General features: G+C 68.2%; 23 protein-coding genes. 20 read left to right on the top strand and 3 right to left on the bottom strand.

Annotation, left to right across the window (positions count from 1 at the left end):
- Window positions 1-175 precede the first annotated feature (175 nt).
- From F8S13_24655 to F8S13_24635, 5 genes are all read left to right on the top strand, one after another.
- Entirely contained in the window at window positions 176-949 is a 774-nt protein-coding gene (locus F8S13_24655; protein ID KAB8140215.1) for an inositol monophosphatase, read from the top strand.
- A gap of 23 nt (window positions 950-972) precedes the next feature.
- Window positions 973-2,043: a radical SAM protein gene (locus F8S13_24650; protein ID KAB8140214.1), complete on the top strand. Its 1,071-nt coding sequence runs from the start codon at window positions 973-975 to the stop codon at window positions 2,041-2,043.
- 658 nt (window positions 2,044-2,701) lie between these two features.
- Window positions 2,702-3,004: a hypothetical protein gene (locus tag F8S13_24645; protein ID KAB8140213.1), complete on the top strand. Its 303-nt coding sequence runs from the start codon at window positions 2,702-2,704 to the stop codon at window positions 3,002-3,004.
- Window positions 3,005-3,018: 14 nt separating this feature from the next.
- On the top strand, window positions 3,019-3,303 hold the full coding sequence (locus F8S13_24640) for a hypothetical protein (GenBank protein ID KAB8140212.1): 285 nt from the start codon (window positions 3,019-3,021) through the stop codon (window positions 3,301-3,303).
- 35 nt (window positions 3,304-3,338) lie between these two features.
- Window positions 3,339-3,545, top strand: coding sequence for a hypothetical protein (locus F8S13_24635; GenBank protein KAB8140211.1), 207 nt, complete (start codon window positions 3,339-3,341; stop codon window positions 3,543-3,545).
- On the opposite strand, the gene F8S13_24630 is transcribed toward F8S13_24635, so the two are convergent.
- A complete protein-coding gene (locus F8S13_24630) occupies window positions 3,542-4,864 on the bottom strand; it encodes a bifunctional folylpolyglutamate synthase/dihydrofolate synthase (protein ID KAB8140210.1) in 1,323 nt (440 codons plus the stop codon). The genes F8S13_24635 and F8S13_24630 overlap by 4 nt on opposite strands.
- Window positions 4,865-4,887: 23 nt before the next feature.
- Complete coding sequence (gene alr / locus F8S13_24625) at window positions 4,888-6,015, bottom strand: alanine racemase (protein KAB8140209.1); 1,128 nt, start codon at window positions 6,013-6,015, stop codon at window positions 4,888-4,890.
- A gap of 281 nt (window positions 6,016-6,296) precedes the next feature.
- On the opposite strand from alr, the gene hemG reads away from it, so the two are divergent.
- From hemG to F8S13_24565, 12 genes are all read left to right on the top strand, one after another.
- Window positions 6,297-7,736, top strand: coding sequence for a protoporphyrinogen oxidase (gene hemG / locus F8S13_24620; GenBank protein KAB8140208.1), 1,440 nt, complete (start codon window positions 6,297-6,299; stop codon window positions 7,734-7,736).
- 93 nt (window positions 7,737-7,829) lie between these two features.
- The gene (locus tag F8S13_24615) at window positions 7,830-8,465 is read left to right on the top strand and encodes a MerR family transcriptional regulator (protein KAB8140207.1); all 636 of its coding nucleotides are present in this window, start codon (window positions 7,830-7,832) and stop codon (window positions 8,463-8,465) included.
- A gap of 78 nt (window positions 8,466-8,543) precedes the next feature.
- Window positions 8,544-9,770: a glutamyl-tRNA reductase gene (locus F8S13_24610; GenBank protein KAB8140206.1), complete on the top strand. Its 1,227-nt coding sequence runs from the start codon at window positions 8,544-8,546 to the stop codon at window positions 9,768-9,770.
- Window positions 9,771-9,802: 32 nt separating this feature from the next.
- Window positions 9,803-10,495: a chlorite dismutase family protein gene (locus F8S13_24605; protein KAB8140205.1), complete on the top strand. Its 693-nt coding sequence runs from the start codon at window positions 9,803-9,805 to the stop codon at window positions 10,493-10,495.
- 6 nt (window positions 10,496-10,501) lie between these two features.
- The gene (hemE, locus tag F8S13_24600) at window positions 10,502-11,542 is read left to right on the top strand and encodes a uroporphyrinogen decarboxylase (protein ID KAB8140204.1); all 1,041 of its coding nucleotides are present in this window, start codon (window positions 10,502-10,504) and stop codon (window positions 11,540-11,542) included.
- 63 nt (window positions 11,543-11,605) lie between these two features.
- The gene (locus F8S13_24595) at window positions 11,606-12,538 is read left to right on the top strand and encodes a ferrochelatase (protein KAB8140203.1); all 933 of its coding nucleotides are present in this window, start codon (window positions 11,606-11,608) and stop codon (window positions 12,536-12,538) included.
- Between the two features lie 136 nt (window positions 12,539-12,674).
- Window positions 12,675-13,619: a hydroxymethylbilane synthase gene (hemC, locus tag F8S13_24590; GenBank protein ID KAB8140202.1), complete on the top strand. Its 945-nt coding sequence runs from the start codon at window positions 12,675-12,677 to the stop codon at window positions 13,617-13,619.
- Between the two features lie 106 nt (window positions 13,620-13,725).
- Window positions 13,726-14,820, top strand: coding sequence for a TIGR04053 family radical SAM/SPASM domain-containing protein (locus tag F8S13_24585; protein ID KAB8140264.1), 1,095 nt, complete (start codon window positions 13,726-13,728; stop codon window positions 14,818-14,820).
- Window positions 14,813-15,601, top strand: coding sequence for a uroporphyrinogen-III synthase (locus F8S13_24580; protein KAB8140201.1), 789 nt, complete (start codon window positions 14,813-14,815; stop codon window positions 15,599-15,601). The genes F8S13_24585 and F8S13_24580 overlap by 8 nt, the downstream gene beginning before the upstream one ends.
- Window positions 15,602-15,669: 68 nt before the next feature.
- Entirely contained in the window at window positions 15,670-16,653 is a 984-nt protein-coding gene (gene hemB / locus F8S13_24575) for a porphobilinogen synthase (GenBank protein KAB8140200.1), read from the top strand.
- A gap of 66 nt (window positions 16,654-16,719) precedes the next feature.
- Window positions 16,720-18,012: a glutamate-1-semialdehyde 2,1-aminomutase gene (gene hemL / locus F8S13_24570; GenBank protein KAB8140199.1), complete on the top strand. Its 1,293-nt coding sequence runs from the start codon at window positions 16,720-16,722 to the stop codon at window positions 18,010-18,012.
- 213 nt (window positions 18,013-18,225) lie between these two features.
- Window positions 18,226-18,927, top strand: coding sequence for a hypothetical protein (locus F8S13_24565; protein ID KAB8140198.1), 702 nt, complete (start codon window positions 18,226-18,228; stop codon window positions 18,925-18,927).
- Window positions 18,928-18,985: 58 nt separating this feature from the next.
- Here F8S13_24565 and F8S13_24560 read toward each other — a convergent pair whose 3' ends face one another.
- The gene (locus F8S13_24560; GenBank protein KAB8140263.1) at window positions 18,986-19,747 is read right to left on the bottom strand and encodes a sulfite exporter TauE/SafE family protein; all 762 of its coding nucleotides are present in this window, start codon (window positions 19,745-19,747) and stop codon (window positions 18,986-18,988) included.
- A 194-nt stretch (window positions 19,748-19,941) separates the two neighbouring features.
- Here F8S13_24560 and F8S13_24555 point away from each other — a divergent pair, with 194 nt between their 5' ends.
- Genes F8S13_24555 through F8S13_24545 form a run of 3 tightly spaced genes read left to right on the top strand, consistent with a single transcriptional unit; the run spans window position 19,942 to window position 23,881 of the window.
- Window positions 19,942-22,425, top strand: coding sequence for a hypothetical protein (locus F8S13_24555; GenBank protein KAB8140197.1), 2,484 nt, complete (start codon window positions 19,942-19,944; stop codon window positions 22,423-22,425).
- Window positions 22,426-22,427: 2 nt separating this feature from the next.
- Entirely contained in the window at window positions 22,428-23,501 is a 1,074-nt protein-coding gene (locus tag F8S13_24550) for an aminoacyltransferase (GenBank protein KAB8140196.1), read from the top strand.
- A complete protein-coding gene (locus F8S13_24545; protein KAB8140195.1) occupies window positions 23,498-23,881 on the top strand; it encodes a hypothetical protein in 384 nt (127 codons plus the stop codon). Before F8S13_24550 ends, F8S13_24545 begins: the two co-directional genes overlap by 4 nt.
- The last annotated feature ends 32 nt before the right edge of the window (window positions 23,882-23,913 follow it).

Genomic DNA, 23,913 nt, shown 5'->3' with positions numbered 1-23,913 from the left:
TCCTTTCCGACCTTCTCCCAATCTTCTCTCGTGTATAATAGGGCCGCCGCGTGTATGCGGCCACCTGGAAAAGGCCACTCGTCGTCCCTTACCTAATGGAGACGCTCTAGCGGCGCAGTTCGTTCCCCTCCCGCGCTCGCGCTGGGCGCGGGCGAGCGCGCCAGATACACCCGCTATGCTACCGTTTACTGTCCAGCTTGCCCGCCGCGCAGGCGCTGTGCTGCGCGAGGGCGCGTCGCAGCCCCGCCAGATCGACAAGAAAGGCCCCTTCGACCTGGTGACCAATGTGGACCGCGCCAGCGAGGCCCTGATCATCGCGGCGATCCGCGAGCGCTTCCCCGACCACGGCATTCTGGCCGAGGAGGGCGGCGGCGTGGAGTCCGACTCGCCGTGGCTGTGGGTGATCGACCCGCTGGATGGCACCAACAATTTCGCGCACGACTTCCCCTACTACTGCGTCTCGCTCGGCCTGCTCTACGAGCGCGCCCCCTACCTGGGCGTGGTCTACGACCCCACCCGCGATCAGCTGTTCACGGCCCAGCGCGGCGGCGGCGCCCACCTGAACGGCGCGCCCATCCGCGTCTCGTCGGCGGCGTCGCTCGGCGACGCGCTGCTCTCCACCGGCTTCCCCTACGACTTCGCCACCAACGAGCGCAACAACGCCGCCGAGTTCGCCCGCGTGCACCGCCTGGTGCAGGGCATCCGCCGCGCTGGCTCGGCGGCGCTCGACCTGGCCTCGGTGGCCTGCGGGCGGCTGGATGCCCACTGGGAGTTCTGGCTGAAGCCATGGGACTCCTCGGCGGCTGCGCTGATCCTGCTGGAGGCGGGCGGCATGATCACCGATGCGGATGGCGGCGAGTGGACGCCCTGGAGCACTTCTATGGTGGCGTCCAATGGCCAGATCCACGCCGAGCTGCTGGCTGCGATTCGCGGGGGAGATGCCCGCTAGCCCACTGGGGAGCGCTATTTGCTATGGCATACTATGTTGAAGATGAGCTGACCGGCGCGGCGATCGGCAAGCGCCGCCCAACGATCAACGAGTACTTTCTCTCGTCCTACACGCTGGCGGTCTACGATGGCTGCGAGTTCGGCTGCCCCTACTGCGATGGCTGGGCCTACCGCACCCGACCGTTCAACGAGACGGTGCGCGTGGCCGTGAACCTCGTGGACAAGGTGGCCGAGGATCTGGAGCAGATCGACCGTGGCGATCTGGTCGCCATCACCGCGCTGAGCGACCCCTACCAGCCCGCCGAGGCGAGCTACCGCCTAACCCGCCAGATCCTGCGGCTGTTCGCCGAGCGCGGCCAGCCCTGCCTCATCCTGACGAAGAGCCCCACCGTGCTGGAGGATCTGGTGCTGCTGGAGCAGATCAACGCCAAGAGCCTCGCGGCGGTGGTGTTCACGGTGCTGGGCACCGACCCCTACCTCTGCTCGAAGCTGGAAGACAAGGCCCCGCCGCCCCAGCTGCGCCTGGAGGCGATCGCCGCGCTCAAGCAGGCGGGCATCCCCACCGGCGTGGCCATGATGCCGATCACGCCCTATGTGAACGATACCGACTACAGCATCAGTATGACGGTGAAGGCGGTGGCCGAGGCCGGGGCCGATTTCCTGGTGTGGGACTACCTGCACATCCCCAGCGAGCGCCACCGCAAGCGCATCAGCGACATGCTGGCCCGGATCGGCAGCTACCCGCCCAGCTACTACCGCGACCTCTACAGCGATGGCCAAGGCCCCACGCCGCTGCCCGGCCTGAGCTACCGCGCCGACCGCGACCGCGAGATCATGGCGCGCTGCGATGCGGCGAACCTGCCGACGAGGCCGCCGCACCGCCTGTTCGCGGGCAAGCTCGCGCCGCAGAACGAGGCCGCGCTGCTGCTCAAGCATACTGCCTTCCGCGACACAGTGCAGGGCCGCGGCCAGAGCGCCGCGCTCAACAGCGAGCTGGCCGACATGGTCTACCAGGGCGTCGCCACCGACGCGCAGCTGCGCCGCAGCCCGCTCTATGGGCAGCTCAATGCGCTGCTTGGGCCACGGCGGGCGTAGCTGCGGCCTTTGCCCCACAATTACCCCTCACCAGCGCGCGGGCCGACCGGCGCCGCAAGCATTGCCGACGGTCGGCCCGCGCACATCCCAGCACGCTCATGTGACGGTACGCTGTTTTTTGGACAGAACGCATAGGCCGCCAGGGTCTATGCGTTCTGTCTGATGCCCTTTTGCGCCTTGGCGGCGAATCGTTTTTTCTTCGTGCCCTGCTGGTATCTGTTTCCTTCGTGCCTTGGAGTCTTGGTGGTAAAAACGTTCTGCCGAAAGGGAATGCATAGGCCCCGCCTGAAGATCGCGCTGCGCTGCGTGGTGTGGTATACTCAGGGCACGTATATTGTTGGGAAAAGAATATCACCTAGCGCCTGGTTTCGATCAAGCGGTCCGTGATAGAAAGGACCACTTGATGACTCCTCACCCTCCTCTGCTCGGCAATATAAGAGATTTCTTGCGCCTTCTGGTTGTTTCTCTCTTTTCTACTCATGTTGGTATGTGTAGGCTGCCATTATTGGCGATCTTTTGCTTGCAGCGTTTGTATCGCTGATTGTGTATTGTATGTTGAAAAAACAGCTGTGCCGCCATTACTGTATTATTTTTTAAAACGCTATCAGAAAATGCAAAATACGCATTATAAGGGATATTCTGAGAGGAGCGGGGGAGTATGAGCACGCTTTCTATGAACACTGCTGGCGAGCTACTTTTGACCCTTCGTGGGGAAAATGAGGATCGCATCCTCACCACGGTGCGGCGCTGGCCCCACTGGCAACGTGTAGTGGTGGAGCGCGATCCAGAAGATAGCCGCCGCTGCCTCTCGGTCACGCTGGTCACCGATGTTGCCTTTGAGGCGGTGGTGCGCGAGATTTTGCGCCGCAGCTTCAACCTGATCTTTCCCGACGCTGGCGGCAGCGTCGATCTGGCACTGCCGGAGCCACCCGCGCGCGGGCGCAAGCGCTGGTATCGGTAGCCGGGGGTGTTGCAATGGCCAAGGGAGAGCGCATGGGCGAGTCGTCGAAGGTTCTTGAGCCAATCCCCTGCCAGCAGTGCGCGCAGGCTGGCCAGCAGGGCGTGCTGATGACCATGGTGCTGCGCGAGCAGCAGTGGATGAATGTGGTGGTGTCGGAGCCAGATCCCTTCTTTCGCGGTATGGTCTCTACCCACACGGTGCGCAAAAAGGTTTTCTACGCGCTTTTCCGCTGCCCCTACGCGCATCGGGTGCAGATGGTGCTGAATGAGCGAGGCGAGCCTTCAGCGGACAAAAGCTGAAGGCTCGCCAGGTGTTTTTTATTAAAGGAGGGCCTATGTACTATGTGTGGTTCGATGATACGCCTCGCAAAGAGGCCAGCGACAAGCTTGATGAGGCCATCCGCGGCTACGAGCTGCGCTTTTCGGAGCGCCCCAGCCACGTGCTGGTGAACAGCGCGGACACCCTCGTCCGCACCGATGTGGTTGTCCAGGTGTCCGCCACGGTCCAGCCGAACACCTTCTGGCTCAGCCGCCACGCCTAGTCGCGCTGGTGGGGCAGGCCCAGCGCCTCGCGGGCGGCGGCAGCTACAAACAGCGAGCCGGTGATGCAGATCACCGCGCCAGGGCGGGCCAGGGTCCGCGCCTCTGCCAGCGCCTTGGGGATGTCGTCGGTCAGGCGGGTCTCCAGCGGCGCGTCGGCGGCGCGGCGCTGGCGGGCGGCCTCGGCCAGGGTGGCCATGTGGGTGTCGGCGCGGGGGTGGCGCGAGTGGGTCAGCACCAGCGCGTCGGCGGCGGGGATGAGCGTGTCGAACATGCGGGCCACGTCTTTGTCCTGGGTGGTGCCGAACACCAGCACTAGCTGACTGCCGCCGAACTGCGCGCGCAGCGCCTCCAGCAGCCGCGCAGCGGAGTCGCCGTTGTGCGCGCCGTCGATCACATAGGTCGGATCGCCCGCCACCACCTCGAAGCGGGCGGGCCACCACGCGCTGGCCAGCCCGGCGTCGATCGCCTCGTCGGCGATCTCGTAGCACTGCTCGCGCAGCAGGGCCGCTGCGGCCACCGCTAGGCGGGCATTTTCGCGCTGGAAGCTGCCCTGGAGCGCCGGGCGGATGGGGCCAGCGTAGGGCTGGCTCAGCGGGCGGGGCCCCTGCGGCGTGGCGCTGTCGCCGGCGCGCGGCAGGGTGTAGAGCGGGGCCTGGGCCTCGCCTGCGGCCTTGGCGATGGCCTGCATGGCCTCGGGGGCCTGCTCTAGGGCCAGCAGCGGCACGCCGGACTTGGCGATCCCAGCCTTCTGATAGGCGATCTCGGCCAGGGTATGGCCCAGCACGTGCATGTGGTCGTAGCTGATCGACGTGATGACCGATAGCACGGCGGGCACGGCGTTGGCGCAGTCGTAGCGCCCGCCCAGCCCCACCTCTAGCACGGCTACCTCCACCTGGCTGCGCGCGAACAGGTCGAGCGCGATCACAAAGCCGATGTCGAAGACGCTGGGCGTGCCAAACTGCTCGATGTCGAAGCGGTCGAAGATCGGGCGCAGGCGCTCGACCTGGGCCACCAGCAGCTCCTGGCCGATCGGCTCGCGGCCCAGCTGGATGCGCTCGCGGTACGAGTGCAGGTGCGGCGATGTCCACAGCCCTGTGCGCAGCCCGGCGTGGCGCAGGATGGATTCGAGCATCACCGAGGTCGAGCCTTTGCCCTTGGTGCCCGCCACCACCACGCTGCGGAACTCCCGCTGCGGGTCGCCGCAGGCCCGCAGCAGGGCCACGGTGCGCGGCAGATTAAACTCGGCGGGCAGGCGCGGCAGCTTGGCCTCGCTGTCCAAGAACGAGTAGATGTAGTTGAGCGCGTCTTGGTAGTTCATGGCGGCTATTGTAGCATCAAATGTTAGCTTCTCGGCTCGCCCGGCAGGATGGTGGTGAGCACCTCGTAGGCGCTGGTGCCGAGCCACTGGCCCACCTCTGCGGCGCTGATGCTGGCCTCGCCCTGGCGTCCCATCAGCACCACCTCGTCCTCCACCTGGGCATCCAGATCGGTCACATCCACCATCGCGTAGTCCATACAGATCCGCCCAACGATCGGCACACGCACGCCGCCCACCAGCGCCTGCTGCCACGGCGGCGAGCGGCGCAGGCCGTCGGCGTAGCCCGCGCCGATGGTGGCGATGCGCTGCGGGCCTGGCGTGCGGTAGACCCCGCCGTACGACACCTGGCTGCCCGCCGGAAGCTCGGCCACGCGGGTGATGCTGGTGCGGAAGGTGAGCGCTGGCTGGAAGCCTGCGGGCAGCCCCACCTCGTCGCTGGGCGCGACGCCGTAGAGCGCGATGCCCACGCGGGCCGCGCTGTAGCGCGCCTCGGGGAAGGCTAGCGCACCGGCGCTGCTGGCGGCGTGCACCAGCGGGAAGCGGTAGCCCGCCGCAGCTAGCGCGCCCACCACCTCTTCGAACGCGGCGATCTGAAAGTGAGTCTCGGGCCGCGTCGGCTCGTCGGCGCAGGCGAAGTGGGTGAAGATACCTTCCCAGCGCAGCACGCCTGCGCCTGGGGTGGCGCGCAGCACCGGCAGCGCCTCGTGGGGCAGCAGGCCCAGCCGGTGCATGCCGGTGTCGATCTTTAGATGCACGCGGGCCTGGTGGCCGGTGGCCTCGGCGGCGGCGGCCACTGCCTGGATCATGGCGGCGTCGCCCACCATCAGCTGCAGGCCCAGGGCTAGCGCCTCGTGCAGGTCGCGCCTGCTGGCTGGCCCCAGCACCAAGATGGGCGCGTCGATCCCGGCGGCGCGCAGCCGCCTGCCCTCGCCCACAGTGGCCACAGCGGCGCAGGTGGCCCCCCCGCGCAGCATGGCCTGCACCGCGCCCACTGCGCCGTGGCCGTAGGCGTCGGCCTTGGCCACGCCGATCAGCTGGCAGCCTGGGCCAAGCACGCGCCGCATCAGGCGCGCGTTGGACTCGATGGCGGCGGTGTCGACCTCGGCCTGGGCGCGGCGCTCGCTGGTGGCAGGTTCATAGTATTCAAGCATAGTGTGCGGGTGTTTCTCTATTGGTGATTGTCATTTTTTTGATCATGATTCGCGCCAGTATACATCGCTTTTGCGCTGGTGCGGTGGGCCGCAAGATGATTGCATCCTGATATCTCGCTTATCGGTCGACGTTAGGCTTTTGGTCGTTATGAAATAGGCCGTATGATGCGTTGTGGCAAGTTTACCAAGAAAGAATAGCGAATAATTGTGAAAATTGACACATAACTCAAAAGCGAGTATACTCTGCAGCAAAGAAGAGATTTGATAGATTTGATAGATTTATGACACCCACAATGCACGCGTCACTCCCCCACGTGGTGATCGTCGGGGGCGGAATCACCGGTCTGAGCGCGGCGCACGCGCTCGACAAATCCTCGGACCGGCTGCGCTACACGCTGATCGAGCGCGACGCGCGGCTGGGCGGGAAAGTTCGCACCGATATTGTGGAGGGCCAGGGCCGCTATGTGATCGAGGCTGGCCCCGACTCCTTTTTGACTCAGAAGCCCGCCGCGCTCGGCCTGGTGCGCGATCTGGGCCTCGCCGAGCGCCTGATCGGCAGCAACCAGCAGCAGAAGACCGTCTACATCTACTCGCGCGGGCGGCTAGAGCAGATGCCCGAGGGACTGATGCTGGTGGTCCCGCTCAAGCTCGGCCCCTTCATCCGCTCGGGCCTGCTCTCGCTGCCGGGGCGGCTGCGCGCCGGCCTCGACTTCATCCTGCCGCGCCGCCGCGACCCCGGCGACGAGTCGCTGGGCGACTTCATCCGCCGCCGCATGGGCCGCGAGGTGCTGGAGCGCATGGCCGAGCCGCTGATGTCGGGCATCCACAACGCCGAGTGCGAGCGCCAGAGCATCCAGGCCACCTTCCCGCGCTTCCAGCAGGCCGAGCGCACCCACGGCAGCCTGATCCGCGGCCTGCGCGCCGAGCAGAAGGCCATGCGCGCCAAGCGCAAGCCGGGCGCGCCCGCCGTGCCCGCCTTCGCTTCCTTCCCCAACGGCCTGCAGGAGCTGATCGACAGGCTCAGCGCCAGCATCCAGGGTAGCGTGCTACGCGACACGGGCGTGGCCAGCATCCAGAAGGCGCAGAATGGCTACCGCGTGCTGCTGGAGAACGGCGAGGTGCTGGATGCCGACGCTGTGATCATGGCCACCCCCGCCTACGCCACCGCCCAGATCGTGCGCGGCTTCGCGCCCGACCTCGCCGCGCAGCTTGAGCAGATCCGCTACGTCTCCACCGGCACGGTCACGCTGGCCTTCCGCAGCAGCGATCTGGCCCACGTGAAGCCCTGCGCGGGCGTGCTGCTGCCCCGCATCGAGGGCCGCAAGATCAATGCCGTCACTATGTCGTCGATCAAGTGGGAGGGCCGCGCCAGCGGCGACACCACGCTGCTGCGCGTGTTCTTCGGCGGCTCGCACAACCCCGGCACCTTTGCCCTCGAAGACCCGCAGCTGATGGAGACGGTGCGCGCCGAGCTGCGCGAGCTGCTGGGCATCACCGCCGAGCCGCTGCACACCCACATTGTGCGCTGGCACCGCGCCAACCCCCAGTACGATGTCGGCCATCTCGACCGCGTGGCTCAGATGGAGAAGGCCAGCCCGCAGGGCCTGTACCTGGCCGGGTGCGCCTACCGTGGCGTGGGCATCCCCGACTGCGTGCAGCAGGGCCAGGATGCGGCCAAGCGCGCGCTGGGGCGGATCGCGCAGCTGGTGGCCTCGAACTGACCGATGCCTTCAGGTTCTGCATGTGCTGCAAAAAATCCGGGTACACTGGATTGTGACGGATGAGCTTTGGTAGGTTTGGAAGAACGCATGGCCATGGACCCACACGACGAATCTGCCGCCGATGAGTGGCTGACCCTGCAGGAGGCCAGCGAGCGCCTGGGCGTGGCCAGCTCGACCCTGCGCCGCTGGGGCGACGAGGGCCTGGTGCCGATCAAGCGCACGCTGGGCGGCCACCGCCGCTTCTCGGGCCAGGCCATTGCCCGCCTGGCCACGCTGCCGCCGCAGGTGCTTTCCAACGTGGCCCCGCCCGACCCCGCGCCCGCCATGCCCTGGGGTGTGGACGAGCGCGCCCTGGCCCAGCAGGATTGGCACGCCCGTATGGCCAGCCACGGCGGCCCCGAGCGCATGCGCGGCCTGGGCCAGCGGCTGCTGGGCCTGCTGGCCCAGTACGCCGCCCGCCGTGGCGATGAGGAGCGCTTCCTAGCCGAGGCCCGCGAGGTGGGCATCGCCTACGGCACCGAGGCCCGCGCCAGCGGCGTGAGCCTGTACGAGACCGTGGAGGCCTTCCTGTTCTTTCGCACTTCGTTTGCGGGCATCGGCATGCCGATCATCGGCGTGTCGCAGCCGCTCGGGCCAGAAGAGGCCGCCGCGCTCCATGTGCGCGTCGATCGCTTTATGGATACGGTGCTGCTTGGTGTGATCGAGGGCTACGAGCAGCCGCACGGCTAGGCAGCAGCCCTCCTGTATTCTGCGAGATAAAACGCTGCCACGCATCATTGCCGCGCGGCTCTTTACTTCGAGGATTCTGTGCAACTTGTAATTACCGGTATCCACCAGCGCACCACGCCGGTCGCGCTGCGCGAACAGCTCGCCTTCGCCGACGCCGATCTGCCCGCCGCCCTCCAGGCGCTGCGCGAGCAGGCCATCGAGGCCTGCGTGCTCTCCACCTGCAACCGCGTCGAGATCTACGCCACGATGGAGGATGACGCCGACCCGCAGGCCCTGGCGCACTTCCTGGCCGACTGGCACCACGTCGACCGCGCCACGGTGCTGCCGCACACCACCACGCTGGTGGGCGAGGCGGCAGTGCAGCATGTGTTCCGCTTGGCCGCCGGGCTAGACTCCATGGTGCTGGGTGAGGAGCAGATCACCAGCCAGATCCGCAGCGCGGTGCAGGCCGCATCGGATGCGGGTGCGCTGGGGGCGCACCTGCGCCGCATGATCGACAACGCCCTGACTGCGGGCAAGCTGGTGCGCACCAACACCGGCATCGCCCGCCTGAACCTCTCGGTGGTCTCGGTGGCGGTGGATCTGGCCCGCCAGCGCTTTGGGACGCTGGCGGGGCGGCGTGTGCTGGTGGTGGGCGCTGGCCGCATGGCCGAGCTGGCGATCAAGCACCTGCACGGCATCGCCCATGTGACGGTGGCCAATCGCACCGCCGCGCGCGCCGAGGCCCTGGCCCAGCGCTACGGGGTGCAGTCCGCGCCCTACGCGGCCCTGCCGCAGCTGCTGGCCGCCCACGATGTGGCGATCTGCTGCACATCCGCCCCCGACGTGGTGCTAACCGCCGCGCAGGTGGCCGAGGCCGCCGCCCACAGCCCCCAGGTGCTGCTCGATCTGGCGGTGCCGCGCGATATCGACCCCGCCGCCATCGCGCTGGAGAACGTCACCCTGTTCGATGTCGACCACATGCAGGCGATCTGCGCATCCAACCGCGAGGCCCGCGCCGCCGAGGTGAGCGCCGCCGAGGATGTGGTGCGCGGCGAGGTCGCCAAGTTTATGGACTGGTGGGCCACCCAGCGCATCGTGCCCACCATCCGCGCCCTTCGCGAGCGCGCCGAGGCCATCCGCGCCGCCGAGCTGGAGCGCACGCTCGCCCGGCTGCCCAACCTCGGCCCCAGCGAGCAGGCCGCGATCAGCGCCCTGAGCGCCGCCATTGTCAATAAGTTGCTGCACTCGCCCATCACCTCGCTCAAAAACCCGAGCGAGGCCGACGAGCTGGCCCACGCGGTGCAGCGCCTGTTTCAGCTCTAGCTGCCCTGTCTGAGAATGAAGAGGAGAGTATCATGTCTAGCGATGAGACCCCCGCAAAGCAGCCATATTTCGTCACCTACTGCGGCTTCAAGATCGACCCGGCCTGGCGCAGGCTGCCGCTGAGCGCCCGCCAGGATGGCCGCGCCTCGTTCGCGCAGGCGGTGGCCGAGTTCAGCGGCGTGAAGACCTACGCCTACAGCACCATCGGCTTCAAGACGATCTGCGACCTGCTGCTGTGGCGCAAGGGCTTCGATGCCAAGGAGATGCAGCAGATGACCGCCCGCCTGCTGCAGACCGGCATCGGCCAGTACATGGAGCTGACCTACAACCTATTCGGCTTCACCCGGCCATCCACCTACACCAAGCGCCCCACCACCCAGGAGCAGGCCATCGACGTGGACACCCGCCAGAGCTACCTGGTGGTCTACCCCTTCGCCAAGACCACCGAGTGGTTCCTGATGAGCCGCGAGGCCCGCCAGGGCATGATGAACGAGCACATCCGCATCGGGCACGACTACGCCGACATCCCGCAGGTGCTGCTCTACGTCACCGGCCTGGATGACCAGGAGTTCGTGGTGGCCTATGAGACCGAGGATCTGCCGCGCTTCAGCGCGCTGGTGACGGATCTGCGCGCCACCGAGGCCCGCCGCTACACCCTCAAGGACACGCCCATCATCACTGGCAGCCACTATGAGCTAGGGGAGGCGCTGGCCCTGATCGGGTAGCGTACTATGAAACAGCATCCATTTCTGCAAGCATGCCTTCGCCAGCCCGCCGAGCGTACGCCGGTGTGGCTGATGCGCCAGGCCGGGCGCTACATGCCCGAGTACCGCGCCGTGCGCGAGCAGCACGGCTTCCTAACCATGGTGAAGACGCCCGAGCTGGCCGCCGAAGTGACGCTCCAGCCGCTGCGCGCCTTCGATCTGGATGCGGCGATCATCTTCGCCGACATCCTGCCGCCGCTGGAGGGTATGGGCCTCCAGCTCACCTACGAGAAGGGCGAGGGGCCGATCATCCACAACCCCATCCGCTCTGCCGCCGATGTGGCCGCGCTGGCCCAGCCCGACACGCGCGAGACCGTGCCCTACACGCTTGAGGCCATCCGCCTGGTCAAGCGCGAGCTGGCGGGACGCACCCCGCTGATCGGTTTCAGCGGCGCGCCTTTCACCCTGGCCAGCTACGCGATCGAGGGCGGCGGCTCGAAGGAGTACCGCCGCGCCAAGCAGCTGATGTACCGCGAGCCGCAGGCCTGGCACGCCCTGATGGCCAAGCTGGCCGATCTGGTGGCCGACTACCTATCGAACCAGATCGCCGCTGGCGCGGACGCGGTGCAGCTGTTCGACAGCTGGGCGGGCGCACTGGCCCCCTACGACTTCGAGCGCTTTGTGCTGCCCTACCTGAAGGACGTGGTGGCCAAGGTGCGCGCCCGCGCCGGGGCCGAGACGCCGATCATCTACTTCTCCACCGGCACCACCGGCATGCTGCCGCTGGTGCGGCAGGTGGGCACCGATGTGGTGGGCATCGACTGGCGCACTCAGCTGGATGATGCCTGGGCCGAGCTTGGCCCCGGCTACGCCATCCAGGGCAACCTCGACCCGATGACGCTGTTTGCGCCCTGGGAGGAGCTGGAGCAGCGCGCCGCCGACATCATCGACCGCGCGGCGGGCAGGCCGGGCTTCATCTTCAACCTTGGCCACGGCATCCTGACCGAGACGCCGGTGGACACCGTGCGGCGGCTGGTCGATTTTGTGCATAGCTACGGCCAGAGCTAATCCTTCTTTTCGCATTGCATAAGCGCGGGCCATGCCTTGGCATGGCCCGCCCTGTGAGCAGATATGAGCGACAAACCGATCGGTATTTTTGTGCTTGCCTATGGTACGCCGGGCACCCTTGAGGATGTCGAGCCGTACTACACGCACATTCGCGGCGGCAGGCCGCCCTCGCCCGAGGCCCTGCACGACCTTCGCGAGCGCTACCGCAAGGTGGGCGGGCGCACGCCCCTGCTCGACCTGTCGGACAGCGTGGCCCAGCAGCTGCAGCAGCGGCTAGACGCCGATGGCGCGGGTCGCTACCGCGTGTACCTGGGCATGAAGCACTGGCACCCCTATATCGGCGATGTGGTGCCGCAGATCGTGGCCGACGGCGTGGAGCAGGTGGTGGCGGTGGTGCTCGCGCCGCACTACTCGCGCTATAGCCTAGAGGGCTACCGCAAGTACATCCAGAAGGCGCTGGAGCACGTCGAGCAGCCCTTTCAGCTGCACTTTATCGAGAGCTGGCACCTCAACCCCGGCTTTCTAGAGATGACGGCCCGCCGCATCCGCGCCGCCGCCGAGCAGTTCCCCCAGCCCGGTCTAGATGCGGTGAAGGTGCTGTTCAGCGCCCACAGCCTGCCCGAGAAGATCGTGACGATGGGCGACCCCTACCCGCAGTACCTGCGCGAGAGCGCCGCCGCTGTGGCCGAGCGCCTGGGCCTGGCCGACTGGCGCTTCTGCTTCCAGAGCGCGGGTATGACCGGCGACCCCTGGCTGGGGCCAGACATCCTGGACTACCTCGACACCCTGCACGAGGAGGGCGTGACGCAGGTGCTGAGCGTGCCCTTCGGCTTTGTGGCCGAGCACCTTGAGGTGCTGTGGGACATCGACACCGAGGCCCAGGACAAGGCCGCCGAGCACGGCATGGCGCTGCGCCGCATCGCTATGCCCAACGCTGATGCCGAGTTTGTGGCCGTGATCGAGTCGGTGGTGCGCGAGGCGCTGGCCGCGCTCTAGCCCGTTCTGTTGCGAACACAGAACAGAGCGTTTTCCACCGGCGCTTTTTTTCGGATAGCGAAGATGGTAGGATGGGGGTGGCTGAAGATGCGACAGCCTATGCCTCTTTCGCTTCATATGGTCTACATAAGATAGAATGTCAAAGACACACGTTGTGATTGGAACTCGCCGCAGCAAGCTGGCGCTCGCCCAGACCGAGATGGTGAGCGAGATGCTGCGGCAGGCCCACCCTGGGCTGACCGTGGAGCACAAACACATCACCACCAAGGGCGATGTGGTGCTCGACCGCCCGCTCTCGGCGATCGGCGACAAGGGCCTGTTTGTGACCGAGATCGAGGATGCGATGCGCCGTGGCGAGGTCGATCTGGCCGTCCACAGCGCCAAGGATCTGCCATCCGAGCTGCCGCCCGACATGGCGCTGGGGGCCTTCCCCGCCCGCGAGGATGCGCGCGATGCCCTGGTGAGCCGGGGCGGTCTGACGCTCTCGCAGCTGCCCGAGGGCGCGACGGTGGGCACATCCAGCCTGCGGCGGGCTAGCCAGCTGCGCCACTGGCGTCCCGATCTGCAGATCGCCGACCTTCGCGGCAATGTGGACACGCGGCTGCGCAAGCTGCACGAGGGCGCGTACGACGCGATCGTGCTGGCGGCTGCCGGGCTACACCGCCTGGGGCTGGCGGGCGAGATCAGCGAGTACCTCGCGCCCACGGTGATGGTGCCTGCGGTCTCGCAGGGCATCCTGGGCATCGAGGCCCGCGCGGGCGACGACGAGGTGCTGGCCCTGCTGGCAGCGCTCGACGACCACGCCGCGCGCACCGCCGCCCTAGCCGAGCGCGCCTTTCTGGCGCGGTTTGGCGGCGGCTGCCAGGTGCCGCTGGCGGCCTACGCCCAGCTCGGCGGCGACCACATCCAGATCTACGGCCTGATCGGCAGCGCCAGCGGCCATGTGGTGCGCGGCAGCCGCCGCGGCCCGGCCAGCGACCCGGTGTCGCTGGGCCGACACCTCGCCGAGGAGCTGCTCTCGATCGGCGGGCAGACGCTCTTGACGATGCAGAAGCTTTCTTCCCCAGGGGCGGCGCGCTGAGCAGGCCGCCCGCGAACCGCATATATAGCCATAGGTGACGGTGGGCCGTGGAACGAGTGGCCTGCTGCCGCTATGTACCAAGGCCATGAACCGCACACCACACCTGATGCGCCAGCACGCCCGGCGCGACTACGCCCAGACCCCGCTGAATGTCTACTGGGAGATGACCACGGCCTGCCCGCTGGCCTGCCGCCACTGCCGCGCCGAGGCCCAAGCCCACGCCGACCCGCGCCAGCTGACCACCGCCGAGGGCCGCGAGCTGATCCGCCAGATCGCCGCGTTTGGCGACCCACGCCCCCAGCTGATCCTCACCGGCGGCGACCCCATGCAGCGCCCCGACCTGGATGCGCTGATCGCCGAGGCCCACGCCCACGAGATCTCGGTCTCGATCACACCCGCCGCCAGCGAGCGCCTCACCCGCGATGTGGTGGTGCACCTGCACGATATCGGCATCAACGCGCTGGGCCTGAGCCTGGATGGCGCGACCGCCGAGCTTCACGACGCGATCCGCATGATCCCCGGCTGCTTCGAGCGCACGGTGAATGTGGCGCGCTGGGCCAACGAGCTGGGCATGCCGGTGCAGATCAACACGCTGGTGGCCGCCGAGACGCTGGGCGACGTGCCCGCGATCTACGACCTGCTGTGCGAGATCGGCATCAGCCGATGGAGCCTGTTTTTCCTGATCAGCGTGGGGCGCGGCAAGGTGCTGGAGGCGCTAGAGCCGGAGCAGGGCGAGGAGCTGATGCGCTGGGTCGACCGCACCAGCCGCACCGCGCCCTTCGCTATGTCCACCACCGAGGCCCCCTCGTTCCGCCGCGTGGCCATCCAGGCCATGCAGGAGGAGGGCTTCACCCCCGAGCAGATCCGGCGCTCGCACGCCTACCGCAGCCTGCGCGTGCGCGATGGCCACGGCATCATGTTCGTCTCGCACACCGGCGAGATCTGCCCGGCGGGCTTCCTGCCGCTTCCGGCGGGCAACGTGCGCACCGACACGCTGGCCGACGTGTACCGCCGCTCGCCGCTGTTTGTCGATCTGCACGACCCCAACAGGCTGAAGGGCAAGTGCGGCCTATGCGAGTACCGCGCGATCTGCGGCGGCTCGCGCTCGCGGGCCTTCGCGCTCACCGGCGACCCGCTGGCCGCCGACCCGTTCTGCCCCTACCAGCCCGCCGCGCAGCCCGAGGAGCTGGTGAATGTCTAGTCCGCTGGCCGGGCTGCGGGTGGTGATCACCCGCGCCGAGGGCCAGGGCGAGAGCCTGGCGGCCCAGCTGGCGGCGCTGGGGGCCACCCCGCTGCTCCACCCGATGATCGCCTTCGCGCCGCCGCTCGACCCCGCGCCGCTCGATGCGGTGCTGGCGGATGTGCGGCGCTACGCTTGGGTGGTGCTCACCAGCCCCAACGCTGCTAGCGCCCTTGCCCATAGGCTGGCTGCGCTGGGTGTGGGCGCGGGCGCGCTGTCGGATGTTCGGCTGGCGGCGGTCGGCCCGGCCACCGCCCAGGTCCTGGCGGCGCGCGGCATGCGGGTGGCGCTGGTGCCCCGTCGGCATATCGCCGAGGGCCTGCTGGAGGAGATCGGGGAAGTGGCCGGGGAGCGCGTGCTGCTGCCCTGCGCCGACATCGCCCGCGAGACGCTGGCCGACGGCCTGCGGGCCAGGGGCGCGCTGGTGGATGCGGTGGTGGCCTACCGCACCGTGCCCGGCCAGGGTGCGGCCACGCTGGCCCCGCTGCTGCTGGCTGGCCAGGTGGATGCGATTACCTTCACCAGCTCCTCCACCGTGCGCTATATGATCGAGGGCCTGGCCCAGGCGGGCCTGACGCCTGCCGACCTGCCCGCCCTGCTCAATCCGCTGGCCCTCATCTTTATCGGCCCGGCCACGGCGCGCACGGCCTCGGATCTTGGCCTCGCTGGCATCACCGCCCAGGAGTACACCTCGCCGGGCATCACCGCCGCGCTGCTGGGCTGGGCCGCGCAGCGCCGCTAGGCCCGAGCTGCTACAGCTATCGCATTCTCAGGCGGCACCCGCGCCGCCTTTTGTATAGGAGCGCCCCCATGCATCTCAAGAATCGCCCCCGCCGCCTGCGCCGCACCGAGACCCTGCGCCGCATGGTGCGCGAGACCACGCTGAGCGTCGATAATATGATCGCCCCGCTGTTTGTGGCCGAGGGCAGCGGCATCGCCCGCCCGATCAGCTCGATGCCCGGCCACGCGCAGCTCTCGGTCGATCGCCTGGAGCGCGAGATCGCCGAGCTGGCCGAGCTGGGCATCCCCGCCGTGCTGCTGTTTGGCATCCCAGCCCATAAGGACGCCCTCGGCAGTGGCGCGTGGGACGATGCCGGCCCGGTGCCCAGCGCCATCCGCGCGATCAAGCGCCAGGCCCCCGACATGGTGGTGGTGGCCGACGTGTGCCTGTGCGAGTACACCGACCACGGCCACTGCGGCGTGCTGGCCCCGCGCCCCGGCATGGGCGACGTGCTGAACGACCCCACGCTGGAGCTGCTGGCCCGTGCCGCCGTGGCCTACGCCGAGGCCGGGGCCGACATTGTCGCGCCCAGCGCCATGATGGATGGCCAGGTCGCCGCCATCCGCCACGGGCTGGATGCGGCAGGCCTGCAGGACACACCGATCATGGCCTACGCCGCCAAGTTCGCCTCGGCCTTCTACGGCCCCTTCCGCGAGGCCGCCGAGAGCACGCCGCAGTTTGGCGACCGCCGCGCCTACCAGATGGACGCCGCGAACGCCCGCGAGGCGCTGCGCGAGGTGGCGCTGGATGTGGCCGAGGGTGCAGATATGCTGATGGTGAAGCCCGCCGGGGCCTACCTCGACATCATCCAGGCGGTGCGGGCGCAGTACCAGCTGCCGCTGGCCGCCTACCAGGTGAGCGGCGAGTTTGCCATGATCAAGGCCGCCGCCCAGAACGGCTGGATCGACGAGCGCCGCGCCGCGCTTGAGAGCCTGATCGCCATCCGCCGCGCCGGTGCCGACCAGATCATCACCTATTTTGCCAAGGATGCGGCCCGCTGGCTGGCCGAGTAGTGGTATGCTGCTAGGGGAAAAGATGCCGCGCCGACAATCAGGCGCAGGCACGATTCAAGTGGAGGGATGATGGGCTCAATATCGCATTCTGAGCGCCTCTTTGAGGAGGCGCAGCAGTATATCCCCGGCGGCGTGAATAGCCCCGTGCGGGCCTTTCGCAGCGTCGGCGGCGTGCCGCGCTTTATTGACCGTGGCGAGGGTGCGCTGCTCTACGACGTGGATGGCAACCGCTTCATCGACTACGTGCTCTCGTGGGGGCCGCTCATCCTGGGCCACGCCCACCCCGATGTGATCGCGGCGATCAGCGGCCAGGCCGTGCGCGGCACCTCGTTTGGCGCGCCCACCGCACTGGAGAGCGAGCTGGCCGAGCTGATCGTAGATGCCATGCCTGCGGTGGAGATGGTGCGCTTCGTGTCCTCGGGCACCGAGGCCACCATGAGCGCCATCCGGCTGGCCCGCGCCTACACGGGCCGCGAGAAGATCATCAAGTTTGCCGGGTGCTACCACGGCCACTACGACGGCCTGCTGGTGCAGGCGGGCAGCGGCGTGGCCACGCTGGGCCTGCCCGACAGCCCCGGCGTGCCCGCAGGCGTGACGGCCAGCACGTTGACCGCGCCGTTCAACGACCTGAACGCGGTGGAGGATCTGCTGCGCCAGAACCCTGGGCAGGTGGCGCTGATCGCGGTGGAGCCGGTGGTGGGCAACATGGGCTTTGTGCCGCCGCTGCCTGGCTTCCTCCAGGGCCTGCGCCAGCTGGCCGATCAGTATGGCGCGCTGCTGATGCTGGATGAGGTGATGACCGGCTTCCGCGTGGCCTACGGCGGCGCGCAGGGCCTGTTCGGCATACGGCCCGACCTGACCTGCCTAGGCAAGGTGATCGGCGGCGGCCTGCCTGCGGCGGCCTACGGCGGGCGGCGCGAGATCATGCAGATGGTCGCCCCGGCGGGGCCGATGTACCAGGCCGGCACGCTCTCGGGCAACCCGCTGGCCATGGCGGCGGGCATCACCACGCTGCGCGCCATCCGCCAGCCGGGCGTGTACGAGCGGCTGGGCCGCCTGGCTCAGAGCCTGACCAGCGGCCTAGTGCGCGTGGCGCAGGATGCGGGCGTGCCGCTCCAGGCGGGCTACGCTGGCTCCATGTGGGGCCTGTTCTTCGCCGACCAGCCCGTGACCGACTACACCAGCGCCAAGCGGGCCGACACCGCGCGCTACGCCGCCTTCTTCCACGGCATGCTCGACCGTGGCATCTATCTGGCCCCCTCGCAGTTCGAGGCCGCCTTCCTCTCGGTGCTGCACACCGAGGAGATGGTGATGGCCACCGTGGCGGCGGCGGAGGATACCCTGCGCCATATCCGCTAGGCAGTTGGGCAGCTAGCTTGTAGAAGATCGTACTCTCATCTTTTCCTTAGCCACATGCTTTTCTTCTAGCATATGGCTAAGGAATCTTGTTTTCTACGATTATTGTCAGGAAAGTATTACGGTTCTGGTATGACAAAGATCGCGAAAGCATGGTATAGTCTGTGCATTCGCATACGACAATAACGAAGCTATAGACCGTTGAGGCACGATCTGATGCGACAATCAATCCTAACGCCGATCAGCATTATTGGCTCTGGAACTCTGCTGATCGCGGTACTGCTATTCCAGCCGAGCGCTGGGTCGCGCGCCGCACCTCAGAACGATATTACCGACTACCCCGGCCCGACGCAGACCGCGATGGCGCTGGCCAATAGCACGACGAACGCCTACCCTGGCGCGACCACCACGGTGGCGGCCACCGCCACGGTGACAACCAGCGCCATCACCAGCACCGTCACCACTGCCACCAGCTGGGCTGGCATCACCGCCACGCCCACCACGCTCACGCCGGTCGCCACGCCGTTCCAGGGTGGCTTTGCCACGCCCACACCGCGCGTGCTCTACACGCCCCAGCCGCTCTCGCCCACGCCCACCCAGGAGGTGCTGGCCACCCCCACGCCCAGCGATGGCTCGCGGGTGTGCATGCCCGGCGAGACGGTGACGATCACCGGCGAGGGGCCTGCCAACTCGGGCTTCCTAGTCTACTTTGGCTCACGTGTGGTGAGCGGCGGCACCGTGCGGCGCGATGGCACCTTCAGCGTGAGCCTGACCATGGGCAGCGAGCTGCCGGGCAGCTACCGCGTGGATCTGCGCATCCGTGGCTCGAACGAGCTGCTTAGCTCGATCACCTGTCTGGTTCCGGCCACCACACCCACGCCCCTGCCCGACCGATCGCAGGGCGGCGAGGGGCGCTAGCGCTTCGGGGTGCAGAAAAGAGGCCGTGGCGCATCAGCACGCCACGGCCTTTGGCATGCTAGCCGCGCACAAATAGGTAGGCCGAGATCCCCAGCCCCACCACGATCACAAAGCTGCGTATGACCTTCGGGTCGATCTTGCGCGCCACCGCCGCGCCGATGTAGCCGCCCAGGATGGCCCCCACGATCATGATCACCGCCGGCCCCCACTCCACCTCGCGGGCGATGATGAAGGTGACCACCGCGATCCCGTTGATCAGCGAGCCGAGCAGCGCCTTGAGCGCGTTCATGCGGTGGATGTGCTCCATGCCCATCAGGGCCAGCGCGGCCAGCATCAGGATGCCGATCCCGCCGCCGAAGAAGCCGCCGTACACCGAGATAACCGCCTGGATGACCACGGCCCGCACCAGCACCGCGCGCGGCGAGTCGGCGCGGTGGTCGAGGCCGCGCACAAAGGCCGTGATGCGGGCGCTGAAGGTGAACAGCAGGGTCGCCACCAGCATCAGGTAGGGCAGCATCTGCTCGAACACATCCGAGGGGGTGACGAGCAGCAGCAGCGCGCCCGCCAGCCCGCCGATCATGCTGATCGGCGCGAGCAGCCGCACCTGCTGCCGCATGTCGCCCATCTCCTCGCGGTAGGCCAGCACGCTGGCCAGCGAGCCGGGCCACAGCGCGATCGTGCTGGTGGCGTTGGCCATCTTGGCGTCGATGCCTGCGAAGAGGAGCGAGGGGAAGGTGAAGAAGCTGCCGCCGCCCGCCACCGAGTTGAGCGTGCCACCGATGAAGGCAGCGCAGAAGAGAAGAATGCTGTTGAGCAGCATCTGCGAGATAGGCACAGGGGAACCTCATTCTGCTTGATGCACAGAAGCAGCGCGGCGCACCCCTGCGGTGCGGCGGCGCTGCTTCTCGCCAATTGGGTCGAGCCTTGATTATACCCGGCTTTTGGGCGCGGCTGAAACCTCGGCGGCTGCGCTGCGTATATAGCACCAGTAGGCTTTCCTCTAGCCCCGTGAGTATGCCAATGACCATTCTTCTTGATCGACGCGATGATGCGCTCCTGCTGTATATCAATGGCGACCTGCAGTTTGACAGCCGCGATGAGCGGATCTATCACGAGTCGCTGGCCCTGCCCGGCCTCGCCCTGGCCGAGCGCCGCGCCCCCGCCGAGCTGGAGGCGCTGATCTTGGGCGGCGGCGATGGCCTGATCGCCCGCGAGCTGCTGAAATCGCCCCGCCTCACCCGCATCGACCTGATCGACTACGACCCCGCCATCATCGAGCTGGCCCGCACCGAGCTGGCCGAGCTGAACGGTGGCAGCCTGCACCATCTGGCTGTCCATGTGCAGATCGACGACGCCTGGGCCTACGCCGAGCGCTGCGGGCGCACGTTCGCGCTGATCGTGCTGGACCTGACCTCGCCGCAGACCGCCGAGGAGGCCCGCTTCCACTCGGTGGAGTGGTACCAGCGCCTGCGCGGGCTGCTGGGCCAGCGCGGCGTGCTGGCGGTCAACGGCCTCTCGCCCAGCGGCTGCGCCGAGGCCTACTGGTCGATCTACAACGCCATGCGCGCCGCTCAGCTCCACCCGCGCCCCTACCGCATCGCGCTGCCCTCGTTCGACGAGCAGGGCTATGGCGATGACTGGGGCTTCTTCCTCGCCTCGCCCGAGCCGATCGCCGCCGCCGAGCTGGCCGCCGCCGAGCTGGCCACGCCGCGCCAGGCGCTGCACGGCCACGAGCAGCTGCGCAGGCTGTTCAGCTTCCCGCAGCAGGCGGCGGCGCTGCGCAGCCAGGCCGCGCCGGGGCTGGCGGGCAGCGGCGTGCTGGTGCACTATATGTACAACAGCACGCCCGTGATCCAGGGCGGCGAGCTGTGGGATGCGCTGGCCGCGCCCGAGGATGATGCCCCGCTGCCCCCGCCCGATGACGGCGCAAGCCTGCTGCCGCCCGAGCTGCGCGGCGCGCTGGCCCAGCCCATCGGGGCGCGCCCCGACGAGACCCAGCTGCTGGGCCGCATGCTCACGCTCATGCCCGCGCTGCGCGCCGACCAGACCCGCCCGATGATCGAGGCCTTTCTCGAAGACCCTGGCCGCTTCCTCGCCGCGATCGACCTGCCCGCGCTGGTCGATCGGCTGCTGCGCCGCGCCGCCGATCTGCCCCACCGCATGGTGGCCGAGCTGCGGCTGCTGCGGGCGCACCTGCGCGACTGGGTGGGCAGCTACGGTGGGCTGCTGCAGCTGGGCATGCGTGTGGTCACCATCGTCACCCTGGTGGTAGTGGTGGCTAACCTGATCTACCCCGATGCGGTCTATGGCAAGGGCGGCTCGGGCAGCGGCTCGGGCGGCAGCGCCGCCGCTGGCCATGCCTACACCGGCGAGACCACGCGCCTGGCCAGCCCATCCAACAGCTACTACCAGCCATCCACGCCCCAGGTGGCCAGCGGCGGCGGCTTCCGCAGCCCTGGCTATGGCACCGCCAGCGCGGTGGATGAGGCCGGGTCGAGCTTCCCCGTGCGCCGCTACCACTACTACCCGATCTTCTACGGGCGCAGCGGCTACCACCACTACCACTCGAATCACTACTCCAGCAGCTCGCGCCCCGCCGAGCAGCCCGCCGAGGAGGTCTCGGTCTACCGCCTGACGCCGGAGACCGACATCCTGCAAGATGGCCGCGTGACCGTGGTGGTGAGCGACACCGCCGCACTGCTGCTCGACGCCGAGGTGATGACGCTGACCGACATCCAGACTGGCATCCCCATGGCCTACTTCGAGCGCGACTCGGCGCTCTACTGGCGTGCTGCGCAGGAGATCACGCGCCAGCAGGCCGGCCTGGTGCAGAGCGCCACAGCCAAGCGCTCGTGGATGGGCTGGGTGGGCTGGGTCGACTTTGTGCCCTGGAATGCCGACGACGCCCGCGAGCTGGCAAACATGGAGTCGATGTCGCAGCGCCTGACCAACGCGCTGGCCAGCCTGGGCACCATCCCGGCCACGGTGCCCGCCCTGCCCCAGCCCCCGGCAGAGGGCGCGTTCGAGCTGTTCAGCGGCGCGTGGCTGCTGGCCGACGGCAGCGCGCTGCTGCTGCAGACCCCCGACGGCACGCGCTACTACGATGGCGGCGCGGTCTGGCTGGATGCGGCCCGCACCCAGCCCGCCGATCTGGCCTACTCCGATGATTTCAAAAAGCTGATCCGTGGCATGCTGACCACCGAGACCCAGCAGAGCACAGCGGCCTACGCCCGCCTGGAGGCCGACGTGGCGGCGGCACGGCAGGAGCAAGCCCTGCTGCAGAAGGATAAGGCCGAGTACGACGCGCTGAAGCGCACCACTAGCCTGGGTGAGTCGGTGGAGTACGGCACGACCAACATCCCCCTCTCCGAGGCCATCCGCCGCACCGAGGCCGATCTGGCCAGCGTCACCCAGCAGCTCACGCTCTCGCAGCGCCAGCTGGATGAGCTGCCCAAGGAGCTGGCGGCGGCCCGGGTGCTGCTGGAGAGGCTGAAGTAGCCATGGCCAACACGCGAGAGCTCATCGATCTGGGCGATCTGGATGCGGCCTCTCCCTTGGGGCGGCGCTGGGAGGAGCTGGTGCAGCGCGCGCCCGCCAGCGGGGTGATGCAGAGCCTGCACTGGGCCGCGTGGAAGCGCGCCCAGGGCTTCGCCACGCTGCACCTGGGCCTGATGGATGGACAGGATCTGGCTGGCGGCGCGATCTTCTACACGGCGCAGGGCCAGCGCATGGGCCTGATGGTCGCGCCCGAGGGGCCGGTGCTGCCCTGGGATGACCACGCCGCCGCGCGGCAGGGCCTGGGCCTGCTGCTGGCCGAGGCCAGGGGCAGGGCCGCCCAGCTGGGCGCGCTGGCCCTGCGGGTCGAGCCGCGCCTGCCTGGGCCGCGCCCGCCGGTGCTGCGCGAGTTTCGCCGCGCCCCGCTCGACCTGCTGCCCTGCGAGACACTCTATCTCGACCTAGCGCAGGGCGAGCAGGCGGTGCTGGCCCAGATGCGCCCCAAGGGCCGCTACAACATCCGGCTGGCCGCCCGCCACGGCGTGGCCGTGCGCGAGAGCCGCTCGGCGGAGGATCTGCCTGCCTTCTATGATGCGCTGAGCGACGCCGCCACCCGCGACGACTTCTTTATCGAGCCGTACCATTTTTTTGCCGACCTGTGCGCCGCGCTGATGCCCGCCGGGCACGCCCGCCTGCTGCTGGCCGAGCACGGCGGCGACCTGCTGGGCGCGATGTTGCTGATCACCTACGGCCAGCGCGCCACCTATCTCTACGGCGGCGTCACCAACGCCAAGCGCCAGATGATGGGCGGCTACGCGCTGCAGTGGGCCGCCATCCAAAGCGCGCTGGCCAGCGGCTGCGCCACCTATGATTTCTATGGCTACGAGCCGTTTGGCACATCCGATCATCTCTACGCCGGATTCTCGCGCTTCAAGCGCCAGTTCGGCGGCACGCCGGTGCGCTTCATCGGCGCGCACGACTACGCCTTTCTCGACCGCATCGCCGATACGGTGGTGCGCATCGCATCCGAGGGCCGGGCGGCGAGCGCCCTGGCCCGCAGTGGAGGAGACCCCGCATGAGCTATCAGTCCGCCGGGCGCTTTGGCCGCATCCCGCCCGACACCGTGAGCCTGCTGCAGCGCAGCGCCCTGATGGTGCAGGAGAAGGTGCTACCCGCCCTGCCCCGTAGCGCCAGCGAGCAGGTGCGCGCCTATGTCACCGAGACCGTGCTGGAATTTGTGTTGCGCGACTGGCGCGAGAACGAGAACACCGAGGGACTGCTGTTCCAGGATATCGAGGACATCAAGAGCTTCGTGGCGCTGGCCGCCTCGCTGGCTGGATCGGATCTTAACATCTCCGGCCTGCCGATCTTCCAGGCCACCCTGCGCGCGCTGCTCGAAGACTGGCTGGCCAACTGGAACTCGCCCGGCGACCCTGGCCCGCCCGGCCCGATCGACTAGACCGCCACCCCGCCGACCGTTTTTATGCAGAA

This window comes from Chloroflexia bacterium SDU3-3 (genome assembly GCA_009268125.1).
Classification (GTDB): Bacteria; Chloroflexota; Chloroflexia; order Chloroflexales; family Roseiflexaceae; genus SDU3-3.
Note: the sequence above shows the minus strand (reverse complement) of the source record. Positions and strands in the feature narration are given on the sequence as shown.